At 70.8% G+C, this 22,027-nt stretch carries 18 protein-coding genes, 2 tRNA genes and 1 pseudogene; 13 read left to right on the top strand and 8 right to left on the bottom strand.

All coding sequences use genetic code 11. From position 1 onward, the window contains the following. Positions 1–121 precede the first annotated feature (121 nt). The 4 genes and pseudogenes from ACFT9I_RS12520 to ACFT9I_RS12505 all read left to right on the top strand — a co-directional run bounded on the left by ACFT9I_RS12520 (position 122) and on the right by ACFT9I_RS12505 (position 2,868). The gene (locus ACFT9I_RS12520) at positions 122–1,468 is read left to right on the top strand and encodes an AAA domain-containing protein (protein ID WP_382563511.1); all 1,347 of its coding nucleotides are present in this window, start codon (positions 122–124) and stop codon (positions 1,466–1,468) included. A gap of 92 nt (positions 1,469–1,560) precedes the next feature. Further along, positions 1,561–1,908: a hypothetical protein gene (locus tag ACFT9I_RS12515; RefSeq protein ID WP_382563417.1), complete on the top strand. Its 348-nt coding sequence runs from the start codon at positions 1,561–1,563 to the stop codon at positions 1,906–1,908. Positions 1,909–2,036: 128 nt separating this feature from the next. Continuing rightward, positions 2,037–2,804 (top strand): annotated as a pseudogene (locus ACFT9I_RS12510) (hypothetical protein). Then, positions 2,795–2,868 (top strand) — tRNA-Lys (locus tag ACFT9I_RS12505). The pseudogene ACFT9I_RS12510 and the gene ACFT9I_RS12505 overlap by 10 nt, the downstream one beginning before the upstream one ends. Before the next feature lie 69 nt (positions 2,869–2,937). Here ACFT9I_RS12505 and ACFT9I_RS12500 read toward each other — a convergent pair. Continuing rightward, positions 2,938–4,212 (bottom strand): M6 family metalloprotease domain-containing protein, encoded by a 1,275-nt coding sequence (locus ACFT9I_RS12500; RefSeq protein ID WP_382563509.1) that lies wholly within the window; start codon positions 4,210–4,212, stop codon positions 2,938–2,940. Positions 4,213–4,527: 315 nt separating this feature from the next. Between ACFT9I_RS12500 and ACFT9I_RS12495 the strand changes: the two genes are divergently transcribed. Beyond that, the gene (locus ACFT9I_RS12495; protein WP_382563415.1) at positions 4,528–6,480 is read left to right on the top strand and encodes a putative bifunctional diguanylate cyclase/phosphodiesterase; all 1,953 of its coding nucleotides are present in this window, start codon (positions 4,528–4,530) and stop codon (positions 6,478–6,480) included. A gap of 18 nt (positions 6,481–6,498) precedes the next feature. Here the strand turns inward: ACFT9I_RS12495 and ACFT9I_RS12490 are convergent, their stop codons facing one another. From ACFT9I_RS12490 to ACFT9I_RS12480, 3 genes are all read right to left on the bottom strand, one after another. Further along, positions 6,499–7,560, bottom strand: a complete 1,062-nt coding sequence (locus tag ACFT9I_RS12490; RefSeq protein ID WP_382563413.1) for an LLM class flavin-dependent oxidoreductase — start codon at positions 7,558–7,560, stop codon at positions 6,499–6,501. 113 nt (positions 7,561–7,673) lie between these two features. After that, the gene (locus tag ACFT9I_RS12485) at positions 7,674–8,393 is read right to left on the bottom strand and encodes a decarboxylase (RefSeq protein ID WP_382563411.1); all 720 of its coding nucleotides are present in this window, start codon (positions 8,391–8,393) and stop codon (positions 7,674–7,676) included. After that, positions 8,390–9,376 (bottom strand): decarboxylase, encoded by a 987-nt coding sequence (locus ACFT9I_RS12480; protein WP_382563409.1) that lies wholly within the window; start codon positions 9,374–9,376, stop codon positions 8,390–8,392. Before ACFT9I_RS12480 ends, ACFT9I_RS12485 begins: the two co-directional genes overlap by 4 nt. Positions 9,377–9,506: 130 nt before the next feature. Here ACFT9I_RS12480 and ACFT9I_RS12475 point away from each other — a divergent pair, with 130 nt between their 5' ends. Further along, positions 9,507–10,457, top strand: a complete 951-nt coding sequence (locus tag ACFT9I_RS12475; RefSeq protein ID WP_382563408.1) for a D-2-hydroxyacid dehydrogenase — start codon at positions 9,507–9,509, stop codon at positions 10,455–10,457. After that, positions 10,450–11,859, top strand: a complete 1,410-nt coding sequence (locus ACFT9I_RS12470) for an amidase (RefSeq protein ID WP_382563406.1) — start codon at positions 10,450–10,452, stop codon at positions 11,857–11,859. Before ACFT9I_RS12475 ends, ACFT9I_RS12470 begins: the two co-directional genes overlap by 8 nt. Before the next feature lie 77 nt (positions 11,860–11,936). Here ACFT9I_RS12470 and ACFT9I_RS12465 read toward each other — a convergent pair whose 3' ends face one another. Further along, complete coding sequence (locus tag ACFT9I_RS12465; protein WP_382563404.1) at positions 11,937–12,437, bottom strand: DUF3830 family protein; 501 nt, start codon at positions 12,435–12,437, stop codon at positions 11,937–11,939. Positions 12,438–12,610: 173 nt separating this feature from the next. Between ACFT9I_RS12465 and ehuB the strand changes: the two genes are divergently transcribed. The 5 genes from ehuB (at position 12,611) to ACFT9I_RS12440 (ending at position 16,829) form a co-directional block, all read left to right on the top strand. Next, on the top strand, positions 12,611–13,543 hold the full coding sequence (ehuB, locus tag ACFT9I_RS12460) for an ectoine/hydroxyectoine ABC transporter substrate-binding protein EhuB (protein ID WP_382563402.1): 933 nt from the start codon (positions 12,611–12,613) through the stop codon (positions 13,541–13,543). Then, complete coding sequence (ehuC, locus tag ACFT9I_RS12455) at positions 13,540–14,289, top strand: ectoine/hydroxyectoine ABC transporter permease subunit EhuC (protein ID WP_382563400.1); 750 nt, start codon at positions 13,540–13,542, stop codon at positions 14,287–14,289. The genes ehuB and ehuC overlap by 4 nt, the downstream gene beginning before the upstream one ends. Then, complete coding sequence (gene ehuD, locus ACFT9I_RS12450) at positions 14,289–14,939, top strand: ectoine/hydroxyectoine ABC transporter permease subunit EhuD (protein ID WP_382563399.1); 651 nt, start codon at positions 14,289–14,291, stop codon at positions 14,937–14,939. Before ehuC ends, ehuD begins: the two co-directional genes overlap by 1 nt. A gap of 88 nt (positions 14,940–15,027) precedes the next feature. Further along, complete coding sequence (ehuA, locus tag ACFT9I_RS12445; protein ID WP_382563506.1) at positions 15,028–15,783, top strand: ectoine/hydroxyectoine ABC transporter ATP-binding protein EhuA; 756 nt, start codon at positions 15,028–15,030, stop codon at positions 15,781–15,783. Positions 15,784–16,070: 287 nt separating this feature from the next. After that, positions 16,071–16,829, top strand: coding sequence for an IclR family transcriptional regulator (locus ACFT9I_RS12440; RefSeq protein WP_382563397.1), 759 nt, complete (start codon positions 16,071–16,073; stop codon positions 16,827–16,829). 147 nt (positions 16,830–16,976) lie between these two features. Here ACFT9I_RS12440 and ACFT9I_RS12435 read toward each other — a convergent pair whose 3' ends face one another. From ACFT9I_RS12435 to ACFT9I_RS12425, 3 genes are all read right to left on the bottom strand, one after another. Continuing rightward, entirely contained in the window at positions 16,977–17,570 is a 594-nt protein-coding gene (locus tag ACFT9I_RS12435; protein WP_382563395.1) for a lytic polysaccharide monooxygenase, read from the bottom strand. A gap of 227 nt (positions 17,571–17,797) precedes the next feature. Further along, positions 17,798–19,975, bottom strand: coding sequence for an SPFH domain-containing protein (locus ACFT9I_RS12430; protein ID WP_382563393.1), 2,178 nt, complete (start codon positions 19,973–19,975; stop codon positions 17,798–17,800). A 14-nt stretch (positions 19,976–19,989) separates the two neighbouring features. Beyond that, positions 19,990–21,354, bottom strand: a complete 1,365-nt coding sequence (locus ACFT9I_RS12425) for a peptidoglycan-binding protein (protein WP_382563392.1) — start codon at positions 21,352–21,354, stop codon at positions 19,990–19,992. A 181-nt stretch (positions 21,355–21,535) separates the two neighbouring features. On the opposite strand from ACFT9I_RS12425, the gene ACFT9I_RS12420 reads away from it, so the two are divergent. Continuing rightward, a tRNA-Lys gene (locus ACFT9I_RS12420) sits at positions 21,536–21,609 on the top strand. Positions 21,610–22,027: the final 418 nt, after the last annotated feature.

Here is a 22,027-nt window from a genome sequence, read left to right as displayed (position 1 = left end):
TCCTCGGAGCCGTACACCTGCCTGAGTCCCGTACGCCCGCCGACGACGCGCCCGCGCCGCCGCTCGCCCTCCCCCCGCCATTTCCCGACCCGGTGACCGAGGAGGACTTCCTGTGACCGCCATCACCGCATCCGACCGCGCCGGTTTCGACCCCGGCGCCGAGGCCGCGCGGGCGACCGACGCGATCCTGTACGACACGTTGTACGGGGCGTACCGGGGCGTGGTCGTCGACTCGCCGCCCGGGGCCGGGAAGTCGACGCTCGTGGTGCGGGCCGCGCTCGAACTGGCCACCGCGGGGCGGCCGTTGATGGTCGTCGCGCAGACCAACGCCCAGGTGGACGACCTGGTGACCCGGCTTGCCGAGAAGGCCCCCGACCTGCCGGTGGGCCGGCTGCACAGCAACGACCCGGACCCTTACGACCCGTCGCTCAACGAGCTGCCGTCCGTACGGAAGTCGGCGAAGGCGGCCGATCTCGCGGGCCTCGACGTGGTCGTGTCGACGGCCGCCAAGTGGGCGCACGTGCAAGGCGTCGAGCCGTGGCGGCACGCGATCGTGGACGAGGCGTACCAGATGCGTTCGGACGCGCTGCTCGCCGTCGCCGGGCTGTTCGAGCGGGCGCTGTTCGTGGGCGACCCGGGCCAGTTGGACCCGTTCAGCGTGGTCGGCGCCGACCAGTGGGCGGGGCTGAGTTACGACCCGTCGGCGAGCGCGGTCGCCACGCTCCTGGCGCACAATCCCGAACTGCCGCAGCACCGGCTGCCGGTGTCGTGGCGGCTGCCGGCGTCGGCCGCGCCGCTGGTGTCGGCCGCGTTCTACCCGTACACGCCGTTCCGCAGCGGTACGGGCCCGGCGGACCGGCGGCTCACCTTCGCCGTGCCGTCCGACGGCTCGGGCCCGGACCGGGTCGTGGACGAGGCGGCGGCGTCGGGCTGGGGACTGCTGGAGCTGCCCGCGCGGCGTACGCCCCGTACGGACCCCGAGGCGGTACGGGCGGTGGCCCTGGTCGTCCGCCGGCTGCTGGACCGGGGCGGCGCGACGGTCGGCGAGCGCGGCCCGGACGCGGCGCCGCTGACGGCCGACCGCGTGGCCGTCGGGACGGCGCACCGCGACCAGGCGGCGGCGATCCGCGCGGCGCTGGCGGAGCTGGGGGTGACGGGGGTGGCCGTGGACACGGCGAACCGGCTCCAGGGCCGTGAGTTCGACGTCACGGTCGTCCTGCACCCGCTCTCGGGCCGCCCGGACGCGACGGCGTTCCACCTGGAGACGGGCCGCCTGTGCGTGCTCACGTCCCGCCACCGCCACGCCTGCATCGTGGTCTGCCGCGCGGGCGTCCCGGAACTGCTGGACGAACACCCGTCGACGGAGCCGGTGCAGCTGGGAGTGACGATCAAGTTCCCTGATGGGTGGGAGGCGAACCACGCGGTGCTTTCGCACCTGTCGGAGCACCGGGTGTCGTGGCAGCCCTGAGGCCCCCTTGCGCGGGGCGGGACAATGGACGGTGGCCGAAGCCGTACGGACGACAGCACAGCCACCCGCATCAGGAGCAGTAGGAGGACCACATGGCGGAATCCGAGTCGAGTCAGCGACGGCTGCGGCCCGCCCCGCTGCTGTTCGAGCCGTCGGAGGCGGCCTCCGATCCGGAGCACTTCTTCGACCTGGAGTCGATCGACGACCCGGGCGCGCTGCTGGACCGGGCCACCGAGCTGACGCTCGCCTTCCGGGCGGCGACCGACCGGGCCGTGGAGTTCCAGGCCGTCGCCGCCGCGCAGCTCGCCGATCCGCGGCGGTTCGACCGGCTCACGGCCGCGGACATCGCCGAACGGGCGCAGTGGACCGAGGACTATGCCAAGAAGATGGTGGAGTTCGGCCGCGACCTGCTGCGGAACGGGCGCACGCCCGGGGAGTGAGGGGCGCGCATTTCCGGCCACCCGCCTGGCATATGCCGAGGCGTAGGTTACGCCCTCCCGCACCACCCTGTCCCGGTTTCCGACAACTCCCCGGAACGGGACAGTTACTCCAGGTAGACGTAGTCGCCATGAGCGCATGGCTGCGAGATGAATCCCCCCTGAGCCCGGGAGCTTGCGACGACGAGCGCCGGACCGACATCTTCAACTACCTCCGCGAGGAGGGGCACCATCACACCGCGCAGGTGACCGCCGCCGGCGCCGGATGGCTCGCCTCCGCGGGGCCGTACCCCCGCTCCACGCTCTCCCTCTGGGAAGCCAGGCCGACCGCCCCGGGCGTGCTGCCCTGCGGCGGCGTCTTCGACGTCGTGAACGTGCCCGCGATCTTCGGCAGGCGCATGCTCGACCGGCTGTGGTCCGAGGGTCCGGGCTCCGGGCCGGTCGCCACGCACCGGGGGCGGATGATGCTGTTCGCGGCGCCCGGCACCGCCCAGCGGCTGCCGTCGCTGCTGTCCTGGGAGGACTGGGGGCGCTCGGCCCCGGAGGGTGCCGCGCCCGCCGTTCCGCCGCTGCTCTGCCACGGCTCAGGCGACGCGGTGACCGTGCCGTCGCTGGTCCCCGGCGGCGGTCCGGCGCCGCGCTGGGTGGTGGCGCCCGACACCCGTCATCCGTGGCTGCCGGGCCCCGAGGTGCTGCTCTGGGCGTGTGTACGGGCGAGCCGTCCCACGGTGCGGACGGCGGTCACCCGGCCACGGACCGGCGCGGTGCCGAGCGTGCCGGGTTCCCGCCCCTGAGCAGCGCGGCGGCGTCGTTCGGGGCCTGCCCCGGGGCCTGTCATATCGATTTTTCTTCGCACCGATCCTGGTGCTAAGGTCTACGACGTCAGCAGGCGCCGCTAGCTCAGTTGGTTAGAGCAGCTGACTCTTAATCAGCGGGTCCGGGGTTCGAGTCCCTGGCGGCGCACAGACAGGAAAAGCCCCTCGCGAGAGCGAGGGGCTTTTTCGTGTCCGCACACCCACGAGCGGGGCTCCGTCACACCCCCGTCGTGACCTTGACCGTCCACGCTCCGGTCCGTGTACGGTCGGCCACCTCCACCTTCGTGCCCTCCCCCGGCACCGTGAACGTCTCCCCGATCTCCAGCGGCGCGTCCGCCAGCGGTGGGTAGACCGACTGGTCCCAGCAGGCCTCGCTGTCCGGGTGCGTGTCCACCACCTCGATGGGGCCGCCGCCCGACTCCGCCTCGCCCCGCACCCGGTAGATCAGCACGCCCTCGGTGCAGGTGGTCGCGTCGTTCCCGGTCGAGCCGCGCGCCTCGATCGCCAGGGCCGAGTGCTCGCCCGTCCTGACCACCGCGAGCCGGGTCCCGGCGCTCGCGCCGGCCGGGGGCGCGGCGTCCAGCGGTTCCAGGGTGAGCATGCTGGTGCCCGTCGGCTTCACACAGCTGACCTGCCGCCGTTCCAGCCAGCCCAGCTTCCACTTGTGCCAGCCGAACAGGTCGGGCGCCAGGCCGAATTGACTGCCCATCACATCCCAGTCGCCGACGTGGGTGTCCCAGTCGCCCTTGCCGTCGGTCGGCCGGTGGTAGAGGTCAGGCAGGTCGAAGACGTGCCCGGTCTCGTGGGCCAGTACGTTGCGGTCCGGCGGGTGCCGCTCGAAGACGGTGACAACACGCTTGATGTCCGTGCCGTCCGCGCTCAGGGGGTGATCGAAGTTGACCACCTTCGTCGCGTCGGAGTCCACGCCGGGCGCGTCCGGGTCGGCGACCAGATAGACGACGTCGTACCGCGAGAAGTCGATCACCGGATCGGCGACCGCCAGCGCGTCCCGCAGGTACGCCGTGCGCATCGCCGGGTCCCAGTCGCGCTTTATGGCGTAGTCCGTGGAGGCGCGGGGCATGTCGATCCACTGGAGCCGGGGGTGCGGGTGCAGGGCGAACTTCCCGTACGACGCCCGCTCGAAGAATCTGCTGGTCGTCGGGAAGTGGTCGGCCACCAGATCGGCGGGCTCGGTCCGCGGCACGGCGTCCGGGAAGGACAGGAAGACCATGACGGCGTCGAGGGTCCTGGCCGGGCGGGGATAGGAGGCGTTCCAGGTGTCGAGACCGAGCGAGTGGTGCGCGGTGGTACGCGGCAGGGCGCACGGCCCCGCGGAGTTGGCGGCCACGGCGGGACCGGCCACCAGTGAGGTGGCGGCGACCGCGACGAGGGAGGTGAAGGCCGCGGCCGTACTGCGCAGGCGCGGCCGTTCCACTCCCCCGGGTGTCAGGCGACGCTCCACGTGGACCTCCGGCTGCGGAATGCGGGACAGCTCACCCACCTTGTGCCGGTTTGCTCCTGTACGCCCTGTTCCGCTGGCCCAGTTGGGTGAGCGAGCCGACACCCCCGACGGATCACGGAAAGTCACAATCGATCAGACCGAAGACATCCGGAGACATCCCGCGCCGCAGCCGTGCAGAAACGATCGCCCACCGACCGGCGTCGACATCGTGCGCCCCGGTTCACCACCGGGGAGCTGGAACGGCCGACCGGCCAGCCTCTATGATCGGCACACTTTCCTGCTTTCCTGCGCCGATCATCCCGAATCACACCCCTGTACGACACCACTGCACCGCGGGAGCGAGCCGTGAGCGGAACCTCCGAAGGGCCGCGGCCTGCGGCAGTCGCGGCACCCGATTCCAGCACGCCGTCGGTCACGGAACGTGATGCTCTGGGCAGGCCGGACGGTACGGGCTTCGCACTCGGCGAACCGCGGACCGCGGACGGCTCCCGCGAGGCCCCCGACCGACGCGACCAACCCGGCCGACGCGCTCCCCGCGACAAGAGCGACCGCCCCGACCACCGCGAAAAACCCGACCACCGCGACCGGAGCGACTACCGCGCCGCCTTCAACGCCTCCCAGCTCCCCATGGCCGTCGTCGACCGCCGCGGCACCGTCGTCACCGCCAACGACGCCCTCGCCGAGCTGATCGGCACCGAGCGCGCCTCGCTGCGCGACCGCGCCGCAGCCGACCTGGTCGACCTCGCCTCCGACGACCGGACCTGGCACGCGTACCACGAGGTCCTGCGCGGCCGGCGCTCCCGCTTCCGCTGCACCCGCCGCCTCAAGCACCCCGACGGCCGCACGCTCTGGGCCGAGGTGACCGTCGCGCCCCTGCCCGACGGCGGCAGCGTCCTGCTCTCCCTCACGGACATCAGCGAGCGCCGCGAACTCCAGGCCAGGCTCCGCCATCTCCAGATGCACGACCCGGTGACCCGGCTGCCCAACCGCACGCTGTTCTTCGAGCGGCTGTCGACCGCGCTCGAATCGTCGTACGACCATGGCAGAACAGGGCGGATCGGTCTCTGCTATCTGGATCTGGACGGGTTCAAGGCCGTCAACGACACCCTCGGGCACCGCGTCGGCGACCGGCTGCTCGCCGCCGTCGCCGCCCGGCTGACCGAGTGTGCCGACAACGACCCGCACAGCCGCGGCGGCCATCACCTCGTCGCGCGCCTCGGCGGCGACGAGTTCGCGATCCTGGTCGAGGACTCGGCCGGTACGGAGCAGCTCGCCGATCTCGCCCGCGCCGTGCTCGCCGCGCTCCAGCTGCCCTTCGACCTGGCCGGGCAGCGGCTCTCGGTCTCGGCGTCCATCGGCGTCGTCGAACGGGCCGCCGACGGCACCACACCCACCGGTCTGATGCAGGTCGCCGACACGACGCTCTACTGGGCGAAGGCGGACGGCAAGGCGCGCTGGACCCTCTTCGACCCGGAGCGCAACGCGCACCGGATGACCCGCCAGGCGCTGTCGTCCACGCTGCGCCCGGCCGTCGAGCGCGAGGAGTTCGTGCTCCAGTACCAGCCGCTGGTGGGGATGGCCGACGGGGTCGTCCAGGGCGTGGAGGCGCTGGTCCGCTGGAACCACCCGCAGTTCGGCATCCTCGCGCCGAACCGCTTCATCGGGATCGCCGAGGAGGACGGCTCGATCGTGCAGCTCGGGCGGTGGGTGCTCCGTACGGCCTGTCTGCAGGCCCGCCAGTGGCACCGGGACCACCCGGCGGACCGGCCGCTGTTCGTGAGCGTCAACGTCGCCGTACGGCAGGTCTGGGACTCCGACCTGGTGGCCGACGTGGCCGCGATCCTCGCCGAGACGGGTCTCGCGCCGCATCTGCTGCAACTGGAGCTGACCGAGTCGGCGGTGATGGGCTCGGCGGGCAGGCCGCTGCAGGCACTCCAGGCGCTGAGCGACATGGGCGTACGGATCGCCATCGACGACTTCGGGACCGGCTACTCGAACCTCGCGTATCTGAGCCGGCTGCCCGTCTCCGTACTGAAGCTGGACGGCTCCTTCGTACGAGGCTTCCGCTACGACGAGGGCGTGCACCCCAATCCGGCGGACGAGACGATCGTGGAGACGCTGGTCCATCTCGCGCACCGGCTGGGTCTCACGGTCACGGCGGAGTGCGTGGAGACGGCGGGGCAGGCGGCGCGGCTGCGCCGGATCGGGTGCGACACCGGGCAGGGCTGGCTGTACTCCCGGGCGGTGTCGCCGGAGCGGATCGCGGAGATGATCGGGGTCAGCCCGCCGCCGGTCTGACCCCGTACGCGGAGCCGGTCAGGCGGGCAGGCCGTACGCGTCGGCGATCAGGCCGTAGCTGCGCAGCCGCGCCTCGCCGCCGTGGGCGTTGGCGGTGAGCATCAACTCGTCGGCGCCGGTGCGCTTCTGGAGGTCGTCGAGTCCGGCGCGGACGGCGTCCGGGGTGCCGTGGACGATGTTCGTCAGCCAGCCGTCGACGAAGTCACGCTCCTGAGGGCTGAAGCTGTACGCCTCCGCCTCCTCGGGCGTGGGTACGAGCCCGGGGCGCCCGGTGCGCAGCCGCAGCATCGACAGCGCGCCGGTCAGGACCTGGCGGCGGGCCTCGTTCTCGTCCTCGGCGGCCAGGGCGGCGACGCCGATCACCGAGTACGGGGCGTCGAGCACGGCGGACGGCCGGAAGGACTCGCGGTAGAGGTCCAGCGCGGGGACGGTGTTCTGCGCCGAGAAGTGGTGCGCGAAGGCGAACGGCAGCCCGAGCGTGGCGGCCAGCCGGGCGCTGAACCCGGAGGAGCCGAGGAGCCAGATCGGCGGCCGGGCGGCGGGGCCCTGCACGGGCCCGGGGACGGCGTGGATACGGGAGTACGGGTGCCCGTTCGGGAAGTCGTCGTCCAGGAAGCGGGTCAGTTCGGCGAGCTGCTGCGGGAAGTCGTCGGCGCCCTCGTTCAGCCGGTCGGTACGGCGCAGCGCGGCGGCCGTGGCCCCGTCGGTGCCGGGCGCCCGCCCGAGCCCGAGGTCGACCCGCCCGGGGGCGAGGGCCTCCAGGGTACCGAACTGTTCGGCGATGACCAGCGGCGCGTGGTTGGGCAGCATGACGCCGCCCGAGCCGAGCCGGATGCGCTCGGTGTGGGCGGCGAGATGGGCCAGGATCACGGCGGGCGACGAGGAGGCGACGCCGGGCATCGAGTGGTGCTCGGCGACCCAGTGCCGGTGGTAGCCCCGGCGCTCGCCGAGCTTGGCGATCTCGACACTGGTCCGCAGGGACTCGTGCGCGGTGCTCCCGCTGCCGACGGTGACCAGATCCAGTACGGACAGCGGCACGGGCGCGCTGCCCAGCGCCGTACCTCGAATTGCGTCAACCACCGGTGCGGGCCCTTCTGGTGCGGGATCTATGTACAAGCCGCACCAACAGGAGGCCCGCTCCGTTTTATTCCCGGGACCGGCTCAGAACCGCGCGGCCTGCGGACGAGGGGGCTCTAGGGCTTGCTCGCGAACAGCGTGCCCAGCTTCGGCGCCCACGCCCGGCGTTCCACCAGCCGCAGGCCCTCCCAGACCGTCACCTGATTCGCGGTGAGGACCGGTTTGCCCAGGGTTTCCTCCAGCTCCGGGAGGTACGCCGCCGTGTGCAGCGCCGTGTCCGGGAGGAGGACCACCTCCGCGTCCGGATGGTCGCCCTCGCGGGCCAGGGCCAGTACCTCGTCCCGGCCCCACGTGCCGACCTCGGCCGCCGTGATGATGCCGCTGCCGCGTGTGGAGACCACCTCGATGCCCGCCGCCTTCAGGAAGGCGGCGAAGTAACCCGCCACGTCGTCCGGATAGGTCGCGGCGACCGCGACCCGGGTCGCGCCCAGCGCCTGCACCGCGTGCGCGAAGGCGAAGGACGTGCTCGAAGCCGGCAGTCCCGCCTCCAGCGCCAGTTTCCGCGCCTGCTCGTGCGCGCCCTCCCAGCCGTACACGAAGCTGCCGCTCGTACACGCCCAGACCACGGACTCGGCGCCCGCCATCCGCAGCTCCTCGACGCCGTCCGCCAGCCGCTGCGCCGCGCCCATTTCCAGGAGCGCGTCGACCCGGTGGGCGTCCTCGCCGATGTCGGTGTGGACGAGGGGCAGTCTGATGTCGCTGTCGAAGAGCATCTCCAGACGGGGGTAGTCGTCCTCGGCGGAGTGGCCGGGGTAGAGAAGTCCGACGGTCGTCATGTCCACCCTTCCTGTTCCTCGGTCGGAGCGTCCGGCTGGGGGGGCTGCGCCCACTCACCGGGCTGGACCGGCTGGCTGTCCTGCATCTGCTGGACCGGTTCCATCCGCCCCATCTCCGCGATACCGGGGATGTCGCTGATCTCGGAGATCTCGTTGATCTGCGCGATCTCGGCGATCGGGACCTCGGAGATTCCCGAGATCTCGGGAAGTTCTCCCATCCCCTCCAGCGTAGGCACATGGCGCACCGGAGGCGGGTTGAGCAGCAGGCCCTGGTACGGACCGACCGCGTGCGCGCCGATTCTGCGCAGGGCCGCCCACATCGTGACCTGGTTCGCCGACAGCACCGGCATCCTCAGCTCAGCCTCCAACTGCGGGATCGCGTCATACGTCGGCAGGTTCGTACAGCTGATGAACAGCGCGTCGGCCGCACCGACGACGGCCTGCCGCGCCATGTCCACGACCGACCGGTACGGCACCTTCCAGATGTGCCGGGTCAGCCCCAGAAAAGCGCGACCCGTGACGGTTACCCCGGCCTCCGCCAGGTACTCCTCCAGCGACTCGGTGACCGACTCCGTATAGGGCGTGACCAGCGCGATCCGTTTCGCGCCCAGCTCTTCGAGCGCCTCCAGCAGCGCGCCCGAGGTCGTGAGCGAGGGCACCTCGCCCGCTGTGTCCATCGCCTCGCACATGGCCCGCTCGCCGCCGATACCGCCGACGAAGCTGCCTGATGTGCAGGCGTACGCGATCACCTCTGGTTCGGACGCGCCCAGGGCCCTCACCGCCTCTCCGAGGGTCTCGTGCTCACTCACGAGCCTGGCCAGGTCCAGCGACACCTCGACGGGGACGTAAGGGGTCCTCGTCAGGCGTAGCGAGATCTCGTCAGGCATCCAACGCCAGAGTTCGCGGTCGAGAGCGAAATCGAATGGGGCGACCACACCGACACCACGCTGCGGCTGTGGTCCGCCCAGAAAGGAGACATCCATCGCACGGCCCCCTTTGGCTGTTGTTGACGACGGTAGGAGCTGAATGCGAGCGTGGTCAATCCGCACAGGAAATACGTTGCACCGAATTTTCCTCGGGGAAATCCCCGCCCCGCTCAGAAGGGCCCTCCCGATGGCCGAACCGACGCTTCTCGTCCTGGGTGCCGACCCGCCGCCGCGCCTCGGCCGGCTGACCGGCCGGGCCCGGATCCGGTACGCGGACGACTCCGACCTCGCCGCCCAACTCCCCCTGGCCGACGTCCTGTTGGCGTGGGACTTCACTTCGGACGCGATCCGTCTCGCCTGGCCGGGGGACGGCCCGCGGCCGGGCTGGGTCCACACGGCGAGCGCCGGAGTGGACCGGCTGCTCTGCCCGGAGTTGATCAACTCCGAAACATTGGTGACGAACGCCCGGGGCATCTTCGAGGAGCCCATTGCCGAATACGTGGCAAGTCTTGTGCTTGCCATGGCCAAGGATCTGCCGGGAACTCTCGAACTCCAGCGGCAGCGGCGCTGGCGCCACCGCGAGGGACTGCGGGTCGCGGGCAGCCGCGCGACCGTCGTCGGCGCGGGTCCGATCGGCCGGGCGATCGCGGAGACCCTGAAGGCGCTGGGCGTGACGGTGGCGATCACCGGGCGCACGGCGCGCCCGGGAATCCACGGCGCCGACCAGCTCGACCGGCTGCTGACCCGCTCGGACTGGGTGATCTGCGCGGCGCCGCTCACGGAGAGCACGCGCGGCATGTTCGACGCGCGTCTCTTCGGTCTGATGCAGCCGTCGGCGCGCTTCATCAATGTGGGGCGCGGCCAGCTCGTCGACGAGAACGCGCTGGTGGACGCCGTGTCCAAGCGCTGGATCGCGGGCGCCGCCCTCGATGTGTTCGAGGCGGAGCCGCTCGACCCGGACAGCCGTCTGTGGGATGTGCCCGGACTGATCGTGTCGCCGCACATGAGCGGTGACACCGTCGGCTGGCGGGACCGACTGGGCGAGCAGTTCGTCGGTCTTTACGACATTTGGGCGTCCGGAGAGCCATTGCCTAACGTGGTGGACAAGAAACGTGGGTACGTCCCCATGCATGACTGAGTCCATGTTCCTCACCGATCTCACCGCACGACAGCTGCTGGCCGGCTACGAGAAGGGCGACTTCTCGCCGGTCGACGTGGTGCGCGCCACCCTGGAACGGATCGAGGCGGTCGAGCCGCTCGTCAACGCCTTCGTCCGGGTCGACGCCGACGAGGCGCTGGCCGCCGCCGAGGCGTCCACCGGCCGATGGCGCGGGAAGGCGCCGCAGGGGCTGCTCGACGGGGTCCCTGTCTCGGTGAAGGACATGTTCCTCCAGCGCGGCGGGCCGACCCTGCGCGGTACGCGGACCATCGACCCGGCCGGTCCCTGGCCGGAGGACGCGCCCGCCGTGGCCCGGCTGCGTGAGAACGGCGCGGTCCTGGTCGGCAAGACGACGACCCCGGAGTTCGGCTGGAAGGGCGTGACGGACTCGCCGCTGAGCGGGGTGACCCGCAATCCGTACGACCTGTCGCGGACAGCGGGCGGATCGAGCGGCGGCAGCGCGGCGGCGGTGGCGCTCGGCGCGGCTCCGCTGTCGATCGGCACGGACGGCGGCGGCTCGGTCCGGATCCCGGCGTCCTTCTGCGGCATCTTCGGGCTCAAGCCCACCTACGGGCGCATCCCGCTCTATCCGTCCAGCGCGTTCGGCACGCTGGCGCACGCCGGGCCGATGGCGCGCGACGCCGCCGACGCCGCGCTGCTGCTCGACGTGATCAGCGGCGCGGACTGGCGCGACTGGTCGCAGCTCGCCCCGGCGCCGGGTGTCCGCGCCGCCCTGTCGCAGGGGGTGGCGGGGCTGCGGATCGGGTACTCGCCGTCGTTCGGCGGCCAGGTCGCGGTGCGGCCGGACGTGGCGGCGGCGGTACGGCGCGGGGTGGGTCGGCTCGCGGAGCTGGGCGCGTACATCGAGGAGGCCGACCCGGACATCTCGGACCCGGTGGAGGCGTTCCACACGCTGTGGTTCACGGGCGCGGCGCGGGTGACGCAGTCGCTGGGCGACGAGCAGCGCGCGCTGCTCGATCCGGGGCTGCGGGAGATCGTGGCGGCCGGGTCGCGGGCGAGCGCGCTGGACTATCTGGCGGCGGTGGACGCGCGGATGGAGCTGGGCCGGCGGCTCGGCCGGTTCCACGAGACGTACGATCTGCTGGTCACGCCCACCCTGCCGATCACCGCCTTCGAGGCGGGCGTCGAGACGCCGAAGGACTCGGGGCACCGCCGCTGGACCGGCTGGACCCCGTTCACGTATCCCTTCAACCTGACCCAGCAGCCCGCGGCGACCGTGCCGTGCGGGGTGGACGCGGACGGGCTGCCGATCGGCCTCCAGCTGATCGGCGCCCGCCACGCGGACGCGCTGGTGATGCGGGCGGCACACGCGCTGTACGAGTCGGGAGCGACGTCACTCCCGGCCCCGACGGGGGCGTAGGTCCTGTGGCCGGGGGATCGCCGACCGGGCCCGCCCGGCGATTGAGGGCGAGCCGGGCCGGCGGGCGGGCCCGGCGCTCAGGCCCGGCGGAAGTTCAGGGTCTCCCCCACCGCGCCCGCGCGCCACAGGTCCTGGCACGCCTCCGCCATCTCGTCGAGCCCTTCGACGACCGAGCCCCAGACGATGCCGGGGATCCACCCCGTGTCGCCGTTGATCAGCAGGTTGTTGCGCTCGTAGAACAGCGCGAGGTCGACGACGGTGCGGCGGCCCCGGTGGGCGGCCTGCTCCTCGTACCCGTACGACGTGGTGCCCAGCACCGTGTCGGAGAAGGTGAAATAGCACAGATCGCCCGGAATGGGGGTGACCGTCGGGTTCTCCAACGGCGGCTCCTCCGCGGCGAACCCGGGCATCAGCGCGTAGATCTCGTTCCGCGCGTACTTGGCGTGATAGACGTCACCGCCCAGCGGCAGCGCGTCCCACACCGCGGCGCAGGTGATCGGGGCCAGGTCGTCGAGGAGTTTGGCGGTGCAGCGTACGCCGCGCTTGTCCAACGACACTTCGATGAAACGGTCGCTCATAGGTTCTTCGCGCCCTTCTCGTCGGTTCGGTTCAGCCTGTGTCCGGCCATGAATACCCGCCCCGGCCGTGCGAATGCCGGGCCGGACGGACCCGACTCCCCGCTGGTAACGATAGGCATATCGGTCCGAAAATGATCCGCATACCCTCGGGCGATCCGGGTAGCCGCGCGCCTATGGCTCCACTAAAGGGGAACAACTCAGGAAGCACGGGAAGCACGGGAAGCAGACTCCGGCGCCGTTCGCTGCTCGCGGGTGCCGCGGCGCTCGGTGTCGCGGGGGCGGTCGGGGCCACGAGCGGCTGCAGCCGCGTGGCCACCGCCGACACCGGGGACGGGGGGACCCTCCTGGACCAGTTGCGTGCCAAGGGGACCGTTCGCCTCGGGCTGGCCGGTGAGCAGCCGTACAGCTACATCGGCAAGGACGGTGAGATGACCGGCTCCGCGCCGGCCATCGCGTCGCGCATCTTCAAGGAGCTGGGGGTGGACAGCGTCCAGCCCTTCGCCACGGAGTTCGGTTCGCTGATCACCGGGCTGAACTCGCTCCAGTTCGATGTGGTCGCCGCCGGGATGTACATCAACCCGGAACGCTGCGAGCAGGTGATCTTCGCGGACCCCGAGTACCAGATGCTCGACGCGTTCATCGTGCCGAAGGGCAATCCGAAGAATCTGCACAGCTACCAGGACATCGCCGAGGCCGGCGCCAAGATGGCGACGGGTGTCGGTTACGCGGAGATCGGTTACGCGGAGGAGGCCGGGGTCAAGAGCATCACGACCCTGCCCGACCAGCTGGCCGGGCTGCTCGCCGTCGAGCAGGGCCGCGTCGATGTCTTCGCCGGCACGGCGGTCACCGTGTTCAACGTCATCAAGGAGGCGGAGAGCACCCGGGCCGAGGCGACCAAGGAGGTCACGCCGATCGTGGACGGCAAGCCCGTCATCGACGTCGGCGGCTTCGCCTTCCGGTCCCCGGAGACCAACCTCCGCGACTCCTTCAACCGCGAGCTGCACAAGCTCAAGAAGAGCGGCGAACTCCTGGAGATCATGCGGCCCTTCGGCTTCACGAAGGACCAGATGACGACCATCACGGCGAAGGAGAAGTGCGCGCCATGAGTGAGATCACCTGGGGCCTGTGGAAGCTTCTCCTCGAAGGTGTCTGGATCACCGTCCAGCTGACGATCTTCAGCGCGGCACTGGCCGCCGTGGTCGCGCTGGTCGTCGGACTCGCCCGCTCCCACCGGCTGTGGATCGTGCGCTTCATATCCGGGGCCTACTTCGAGATATTCCGCGGCACGTCCGCGCTGATCCTGATGTTCTGGATCTTCTTCGTACTCCCGCTGGGCTTCGGCTGGCAGCTCGTCCCGCTGTGGGCGGCGACCCTGGCGCTCGGGCTCACCTACGGGGCGTACGGCTCCGAGGTCGTCCGGGGCGCGGTGCAGGCCGTGGCTCCCGCCCAGCGTGAGGCGGGGATCGCGCTGAGCTTCACGCCCGCGCAGCAGCTACGGAAGATCATCCTGCCGCAGGCCTGGCCGGAGATGATCCCGCCGTTCAACAACCTGCTGATCGAGCTGCTCAAGGGCACGGCACTGGTCTCCATCATGGGCGTGGCCGACATCGCCTTCGGTGCGTCGCTGGTGCGTAACGCGACCGGTCAGAGCGCGCCCGTCTACACGGTCATCCTGCTGATGTACTTCGTGCTCGCCTTCGTGCTCACGCGCGGTATGCGCGTCCTGGAGCGGCAGGCGAAGGCCGGGATCGGTCAGCGCCCCGAGAAGACGTCATGGTGGGCCGGGCGCAAGGCCGAGATCCCCCAGCAGAAGCAGGACGCCGTTCCGGCGACCGCGGGAGGTGAGCGCTGATGCAGTGGAACTGGTCCGCGGTCGGCGACTTCATGCCGATGTTCTGGGACGGCCTGCTCGTCACGCTCCAGGCACTGGTCCTGGGCGCGCTGCTCGCCTTCGCGCTCGGTCTCGTCTGGGCGATGGCCCAGCGATCCGGCCCGGCGGTGGTGCGCTGGCCGGTGAACATCGTCACCGAGTTCGTCCGCAACACCCCGCTGCTGGTGCAGCTGTTCTTCCTCTACTACGTGCTCCCCGAGTGGGGTGTCACGCTCAGCGCCATGGTCACCGGTGTGGTCGGCCTGGGCCTGCACTACTCGACGTACACCGCCGAGGTCTACCGGGCCGGCATCGACGGCGTCCCGGCCGGCCAGTGGGAGGCGGCCAAGGCGCTCAACCTGCCGAGGTCCCGCACCTGGGGTGCGGTGATCCTCCCGCAGGCGATCCGCCGGGTCGTGCCCGCGCTGGGCAACTACGTCATCGCGATGCTGAAGGACACTCCGATGCTCTTCGTCATCGGAGTACTGGAAATGCTCGGCGAGGCACGGCAGTTCGCCTCCGAGACCTTCCTGACGGTCGAGGTCTTCACCGTCGTGGGTGTGGCCTTCATCGTCATCTCCTATCCGGCATCCCTTCTCATGCGAGCATTGGAGCGTCGCCTTGTCCGCTGACAGCACTCCCCTCAACACCTCGAAGGAAACGGCCGGCAAGGAAACAGCCGGCAGGGAAACGGCCAATCCCGCCGCCGACGGCAGCGAGCTGATCCGCTTCGACAAGGTCACCAAGCGCTTCGGGTCCAACACGGTCCTGGACTCACTGGACTTCACGGTCAACTCCGGCAAGCACGTGACGCTGATCGGCGCCTCCGGATCGGGCAAGACGACGATCCTCAGACTGCTGATGACGCTGATCAAGCCGGAGGAGGGCACCATCAAGGTGGCCGGCGACTACCTCACGCACGAGGAGAAGGACGGCAGGCTCGTCCCCGCCGGCGAGCGCCATGTCCGTGAGGTGCGCAAGAACATAGGCATGGTGTTCCAGCAGTTCAATCTCTTCCCGAACATGAAGGTGCTGCGGAACGTCACCGAGGCGCCGGTGCATGTGCTCGGTCTGTCCACGGACGAGGCCGACGAGCGGGCGCGCGGGCTGCTCGACCTGGTGGGACTCGGGGACCGCTGCGACGCGTATCCGAGCCAGCTGTCGGGCGGGCAGCAGCAGCGGGTGGCCATCGCGCGGGCGCTCGCGATGCGGCCGCAGGTCCTGCTTCTGGACGAGGTCACCTCCGCGCTCGACCCGGAGCTGGTCGCGGGCGTCCTCGACGTACTGCGGGACATCGCCCGCACGACGGACATCACGATGCTGTGCGTGACGCACGAGATGAACTTCGCGCGCGACATCTCCGACGACGTACTGATGTTCGACGCCGGTCGGGTCATCGAGTCGGGGCCGCCGGAGAAGATGTTCAGCGAGCCGGAGCACGAGCGCACCAGGGAGTTCCTGAGCGCCGTTCTGTAGCGGTGCGGATGCGTGCCGTAGCGGCGCCACAGGCGTACGCCCGGCGCATTCACGCAGGCGAGACCTCGCCGAATTCGGGGGAACCCGGTCCTCGTTCCGCGGACCGGGTTCCCCCGTTTCCACGGCCGGCCTCCGCCATGGTTGTGACTCTGGCATATGCCAAGGTGATACGCCCCAGATGGGGCCACCGGGAAGGGCGTCATTCTGGTCAACAGCCGCCCCGGAAAGGGCCCTTGACGGCTATCGTGATAGGGAAGCTTGCGGTCACAACCTGCTAGGGGGAAACCGTGGCGCTGAAGCCAGAGCCGACCGCGCCGTTCCACTCGGTGCAATATGTCCTGCGCGTCCTCGAAACGGTTTCCAAGCACGCCGGTGGCGTCATGGATCTCCAGATCGCCCGCGAGACGGGCCTGCCGACCGGGCATCTCGCCCCGCTGCTGGCGATGTTGCGGCGCGAGGGCTATGTGGAGCAGGTCACGGACGGCGCGTATGTCATAGGGGACTCGCTGGTCCTGCTCGGCTCCGGCACCACCCGCGAGGAGGCCCTGGAGGCCAAACTCCAGGACACGCTCGGCGAGTTGCGCGACTCGGTCGGGGCGGCGGTCTACATCAGCCGGTACATCGACGGCGAGGTCAAGATCACGCAGTTCGCCGACGGGCCGGACGCGCCCGCGGTCAACGAGTGGGTGGACTTCCGCTCGGCGGCGCACGCGAGCGCGGTCGGCAAGTGCCTGCTCACGCAGCTCGACCAGAACAGCCGCCGGGACCATCTCTCCCGGCACAAGATCGCGCGACTCACCTCACGGACCATCACCAACGAGCGTGTGCTGTTCTCCAAGCTGGACAGCCAGCCGGCGACGGTGCCGATCCTGGACCTCCAGGAGTACGCGGTGGGCACGGTCTGCGCGGCGGTGCCGCTGACGGCGGGTTCGGCGGTCGGCTGTCTGGCCCTGTCGATGCCGATCGAGCACGCGCACCGGCTGCGCTCGGCGGCGGACACCCTGAACCGGGGCGCGGCGCCGATGGTGCTCTCGCTGGCCATCTGAAGCAGAACCGGGCCGTGGTACGCGGGTTGCGGCACACACCCCACGTACGACGGCCCGGCCCGTCAGCGATGAAGCAGACCCTCGCCGGTCACATGCTGATGGAACTGCGTCGTGCGGAACTTCCCCGGGCGGGACTGCCCGGGTGGATCAGAACTTGACGTCCGAGCAGGCGTAGAACGCGTTGGTGGTGTCCGCGACGTTCCAGACAGCCAGGACGACGTGCTTCCCGGTCTTTCCGGCGGGCATCGTGCCCTGGTGGACGAGCGTGGCCGGCGGCTGCTGGTTGCCGTACGGCACGGTCATGAACGGCTGCGGGTCGAGAGCCGCGCGGGTGAGCGGCTTGGTCGGGTCCCATCCGTTCTTGGTGATGTAGTAGCGGAAGTCGGACGTGGAGTGCCGGGCGGTGAACTGCCAGCGGAAGCTGTAGCCCTGCCCGCCCGTGACGTTGGTGGCGGGCCAGTTGCCGCCACGCGGGTCGTCGAGCTGCGCGAACTGGCCGTTGCCGCCCGCGCAGATCTTTCCGTCGGCGGGACCCGCGGCCGGGAAGCCCTTGGGCCCCTCGACGCTCTGCGGTTCCCACTGGATGTTTCCGCAGCCGGTGACGGCGCCGCTCTGACACAGCTTCTGACGGCTGATCGGTGAATCGGTGTAGCCGTGGCTGGTCGCGCTTCCGGTGGCGAGCAGGGACACGCCTGCCACCGCGAGACCGAGTACGGCGGCGCTGATTCTCTTCTTTCGCATGCTCTCGCTCCAGGGACCGTGGGGAGTTCGGTGAGCCGTGCTGCACGCGTGCGGTGAATCGGTGGTGCGGTGGTGCGGTGGTGCGGATGCTGCTGGTGACGCGGTGGTGCGGTGACTCCTGACTGCGCAATCAGGTCTAGACCAAGGCACAGAGTATTGACCGAAGTTGACCGTGTCCATAACAACGACCAAGAAAGGTCCAGACCAATCAGCCGTCAGCGGAACGGTCAGTTCCCCTCGTTCAGACCGTGCCTGCCGGTGTAGAACGCCACGGTCAGATCCTTCACGAGGACCTTGCGCTCGTAGTCGTCCAGCTCCACGAGCCCCCGCGACGTCAGCCGGTGCACGGTGTCGTCCACCGCGTCGACCACCGACGTCAGCACGGTGTCCCGGTGCCTGGCGTCGATCGCCGCGATCCGGCTGCGCTGCATCGCGGCCGAGATCTCCGGCGCGTACTCGATCCGCGTCGGCTGCGCCGAGAAGACGTCCAGCCCGACGGGCCGGCACTCGGCCGACAGCATCCGGGTCAGCGCCTCGCCGACCACCTCGGCGTTACGCAGCGTCGGCGCGGCCTCGTTGAAGGCGTCGGCGGGCAGCTGCGAGAGCACGCGCGCCATCGCCGCCTCGACCTGCTCGCGCAGATACTCCTCGTGGTCGCGCACCCCGAGCGCCGCCCGGACGGTGTCCCTGACCCGCCAGACGACCAGGACCACGACGCGCAGCGCCGTACCGTTCGCGTCGACCGCGGGCATCGGCTCGCTGCGCCAGTGCCGGAGCCGTACGTCCACACGCCGGCGCAGCAGGAGCGGGCTGACCCAGAGAAGTCCCGTACGCCGCACGCTCCCCCGGTACTCACCGAACAGCGTCAGCACCCAGGCGTGACCGACCCGGCCGCGGCCGAGCCCGCCGAAGGCGAAGAGCGTGAGCGTCACGGCGACGGTGAGCAGCGCCCACATGCCGATGCCGATGCCGTAGTACGGATTCGAGACCAGCCCGAACATCTCCGTCAGCGCCTCGGGCACGGCCCCGACCCACCAGAGCACCACCGCGCAGCCGAACAGCCCGGCGACACCGACGAGCGCCGCCGTCCAGCCGGGCAGCGTGGGCCCCGGCCGCTCGACCAGCTTCGTGTCCACGGGCGTCGCGGGGCGCGAGGTCGCGGCGGGGGCCAGAACGGGCGGCAGGACGGGGGCGGAGACGACGGGCGCGCGGCGGGCGCGCGGGCGTCCGGCGGCCGGGACGGGCGACTCGTCGTCGCGGAAGAGGAGATGGACGGGGATCTCGTGGGTGGCCTCACCGACGATGAGCGGGCTCCAGCGGTGGCTGTCGAAGGTGACAGAGGCCCGGGTGGGAATGGCGGCCCCGGACCCGGCCCGCACGGAGACGTCCCACACGGGGGCGGGGATCCCGCTGAGCGCGGGCGACGCGGCGGCGCCTCCCAGGGCCGGCGGACCGTCGTCGGTCGCGAGCACCTGGGCGGGCGCGGCCACGCTCTCGTCGGCCGGGACGGCGTCCTGATCCGCATACGGCGCTGACGGACCGTCAGCGGCCGTGGGCGCGGCGACGTCCACGTCCTCGCCGGCCGTGTCCACGCCCGGAGGATCGTTCTTCGTGGGCAACGCCCAGGACTCGCCCCGCGAGTGCGGCACATCAGCCGCCTCCGGCTCCACGACCGCCTCGGTCGGTACCGACTCCTGGGCCTCGCCCGACTCCGGCGCGGGCCCGACCTCCGACTCCGCGTCGGCGGTGTACGGCGAGGCACCCGCCTCCACCGACGCGGGCTCCAACTCCGACTCCCGCTCCGGGCGGGCCTCCGGTCCGGCGAACGGGGTCGGTGCCGTCGCCCCTGCCGACCCGGACTCGGCACCGGCCCCGGCCCCGTACGCCGAAGCCTCCGCCTCCGCCGGCAGTTCCACCGGCACCAGGTCCGACTCCTGTTCCCGTTCCTTCTCGGCGGACACCCACTCCACGATCGCCGCGACCTCGGGCACCGTCCCGCCGTAACAAGCTTCCGGGTCGGGCTCCGCGGGAACCTCCGCCTCCGCAGGTCGTTTCGCGAACATCTCCGTGCGCTCCGCCGTCGCCACGGGTCCCGGCGGCTCCCCCTCGTGCGGTGGATCGGGCTCGGCCGGTGGCTCCGCCAGCAGGCGTACGTTCTGGTACCAGCCGGCCTCGTTCCAGCCGGTCGTGGCGACCGCCGGAGGCTCCGCAGGGACTTCGGTGTCGGTGGGCGGCTCGGCCGAATCCTCGGGGTCCACGGGCTCGATCAGCTCCACGGGCTCGACCGAATCCAGCGGCTCCGCCGGCCCTCGTGCCGTCAGGGCGTTGCGTGCCGCCGCCCGCAGCGCCGGTGCGCCCCGCAGCAGTTGCCCGTCGCCGTTCGGTTGCGATGTCTGTGTGGTCATCCTTGCCTCCGTCGTCATGCGAAGAGTCGTCGCCAAGTCTCGGGGCCGGGGTACCCGTCAGCGGCGCTGCCGCGCCAGCCCTGCGCCCGTTGGAAGTCCTCCACGTTGCGCCGGTCGGCCTCGCCCCACCGCGGGCCGGGGCCCGAGACGTAGTGGCTGCCGTAGCCGCGCTTCACCAGTTGGTGGCCGAGCTGGGTGACGTACGCGCCGGACCGGCCCGGCCGGAACTGACCCGCCCCCGGGTACTCCGGCCGTGCGCTCGTACCGCCGGGGCCGCCGGCCCCGGCCGTCGCCCCCGCCGCCGGGATGTCCTTGCCGAGCCCGTTCGCCAGATACCGCCAGGTGTCCGGTCCCGGCAGCCCGTCGGCCTCCGCGCCCCGCCAGCCCTGCGCCCGCTGGAACGCCTCGGTGGCACGCCGGTCGGCCTCGCCCCACCGGGGTCCGGGGCCCACGTCGTAGAAGCGTTCGCCGCCCCGGGCGACGAGCATCTCGCCGAGCCGGGTCACGTTCGCGTTGTCGGCGCCGGGCCCGAAGGACTTCGCACCGGGGAAGGCCACCGGCTTCGGCGTGTCCGCCGTGCTGCCGCTGTTGCCTCCGGTCACGCCTTTGTAGCGGTACGCGACGTAACTCGCCGAATTGTTCCAGTACGCCATCGGCGTCGACTGCGCCCGCGTGCTCGGCTTCGTCTGCTCGTACGCGAGGTAGTACGTGTGCGTGTAGTCCGTCCAGCCGCCGAAGAGCGTCACGTGCGACCCCTTGGTGGGGTCGGACGGGTTGTGGAACAGCAGCATGTCGCCGGGCTGCAGGTCCTCCCTGGCGATCCGGGTGCCGAAGTGGGACAGGCTCCCCGTCCACTCGTTGCCGTCCAGGTTCCAGGCCATCGAGACGTACCCGGAGCAGTCCTGGCGGTAGCCGTCGGACCAGTACTTCGTCATGGAGTAGGGGACCTTCGCGTCCACCCACAGCTTGGCGCGGTTGATGATGTCGGCGCGGCTGGTCTTACGCAGCGTCTCGACCGAGTGGTCCGGCGACGGTCCCGCCGACGGGGGCCCGTACAGCGGGCCGCTCACACCCTGCGGACTCGTCGGATCCGGTTCGGCCGTCGTCGCGGCCGTCGTCGCGGTCGCCTCGTCCGGCTGCGCGGTGCCGAGCGCGGGCCCCGCGGTGTCCGCGTCGGCCTCACCCGCGCCCACGCCCGTGGCGCCGAGGGCGACGCCGGCCGCGGTGACGAGGACCAGGGCGCGGCGCGCGCCGTGGGCGGCGGGGTGGCCGCCCGCGCGCAGGGACAGGCCCTGGGCCAGTCGGCGGCGTTGCTCGGCGCATCCGCCACAGGGGCAGTCGCAAGCGGGTTCGTACTCCTCGAAGACCGGTGCGGTCATGCGATCCCCTCCACACTCGACAAGATGCTGTGCGGTGTTGCACGCGCGTCAGTCACTAACGGTCCTGACTAATCACATTTTGACGGATCAAAGGTAAAAAACGACCATCCGACAGGCCACATCGCTCATCAAATGGTTGGGAGCACTCCGGAGCGTCGGGTAGAGTTCTCCAGGTCAGCAGGCGCCGCTAGCTCAGTTGGTTAGAGCAGCTGACTCTTAATCAGCGGGTCCGGGGTTCGAGTCCCTGGCGGCGCACGCACGGCTGAGGCCCTCTCGCATCACGCGAGGGGGCCTCGCTTGTTTCCCCCGGATCGCGTCGCGCGACAGGGCGGCCTTCGCGGCAACTTCACAGTCCGGCCACAGCTCCCACTTCGACCAGCACACCAATGCGGTCATATGGCACGCAAGTAGTATCTTTCACTCTTGCGATCTTGGCGGGGGTCGTAGAACCTATCCTGAAGCCGACGGGTCCAAAGAAGCACGCGTTTCTTGCAGTTGGGGCAGCTGAACAGTTTGCTCCGGTTTGCATACCGAGCGGGGTGGGGGTCCCGTTCATGGGCTGATGTCGTGAACGGCATCATGCAACCGGAAGGTCCCGATGCGTGTCTGTACTGACGGTGGCGCGCGACCTGCCGGACCGACCGACCAATCACGCACCAGCATGCGTGCGGGG

Source organism: Streptomyces sp. NPDC057137, assembly GCF_042670825.1.
Lineage (GTDB): Bacteria > Actinomycetota > Actinomycetes > Streptomycetales > Streptomycetaceae > Streptomyces.
Note: the sequence above shows the minus strand (reverse complement) of the source record. Positions and strands in the feature narration are given on the sequence as shown.

Bases quoted from the DNA above. Each gene is read 5' to 3' on its own strand.
- ACFT9I_RS12515 (WP_382563417.1), top strand. From the start codon at position 1,561: ATGGCGGAATCCGAGTCGAGTCAGCGACGGCTGCGGCCCGCCCCGCTG.
- ACFT9I_RS12485 (WP_382563411.1), bottom strand. From the start codon at position 8,393: ATGACGACCGTCGGACTTCTCTACCCCGGCCACTCCGCCGAGGACGAC.
- ACFT9I_RS12480 (WP_382563409.1), bottom strand. From the start codon at position 9,376: ATGGATGTCTCCTTTCTGGGCGGACCACAGCCGCAGCGTGGTGTCGGT.
- ACFT9I_RS12475 (WP_382563408.1), top strand. From the start codon at position 9,507: ATGGCCGAACCGACGCTTCTCGTCCTGGGTGCCGACCCGCCGCCGCGC.
- ACFT9I_RS12470 (WP_382563406.1), top strand. From the start codon at position 10,450: ATGACTGAGTCCATGTTCCTCACCGATCTCACCGCACGACAGCTGCTG.
- ACFT9I_RS12465 (WP_382563404.1), bottom strand. From the start codon at position 12,437: ATGAGCGACCGTTTCATCGAAGTGTCGTTGGACAAGCGCGGCGTACGC.
- ehuB (WP_382563402.1), top strand. From the start codon at position 12,611: ATGGCTCCACTAAAGGGGAACAACTCAGGAAGCACGGGAAGCACGGGA.
- ehuC (WP_382563400.1), top strand. From the start codon at position 13,540: ATGAGTGAGATCACCTGGGGCCTGTGGAAGCTTCTCCTCGAAGGTGTC.
- ehuD (WP_382563399.1), top strand. From the start codon at position 14,289: ATGCAGTGGAACTGGTCCGCGGTCGGCGACTTCATGCCGATGTTCTGG.
- ACFT9I_RS12435 (WP_382563395.1), bottom strand. From the start codon at position 17,570: ATGCGAAAGAAGAGAATCAGCGCCGCCGTACTCGGTCTCGCGGTGGCA.
- ACFT9I_RS12430 (WP_382563393.1), bottom strand. From the start codon at position 19,975: ATGACCACACAGACATCGCAACCGAACGGCGACGGGCAACTGCTGCGG.
- ACFT9I_RS12425 (WP_382563392.1), bottom strand. From the start codon at position 21,354: ATGACCGCACCGGTCTTCGAGGAGTACGAACCCGCTTGCGACTGCCCC.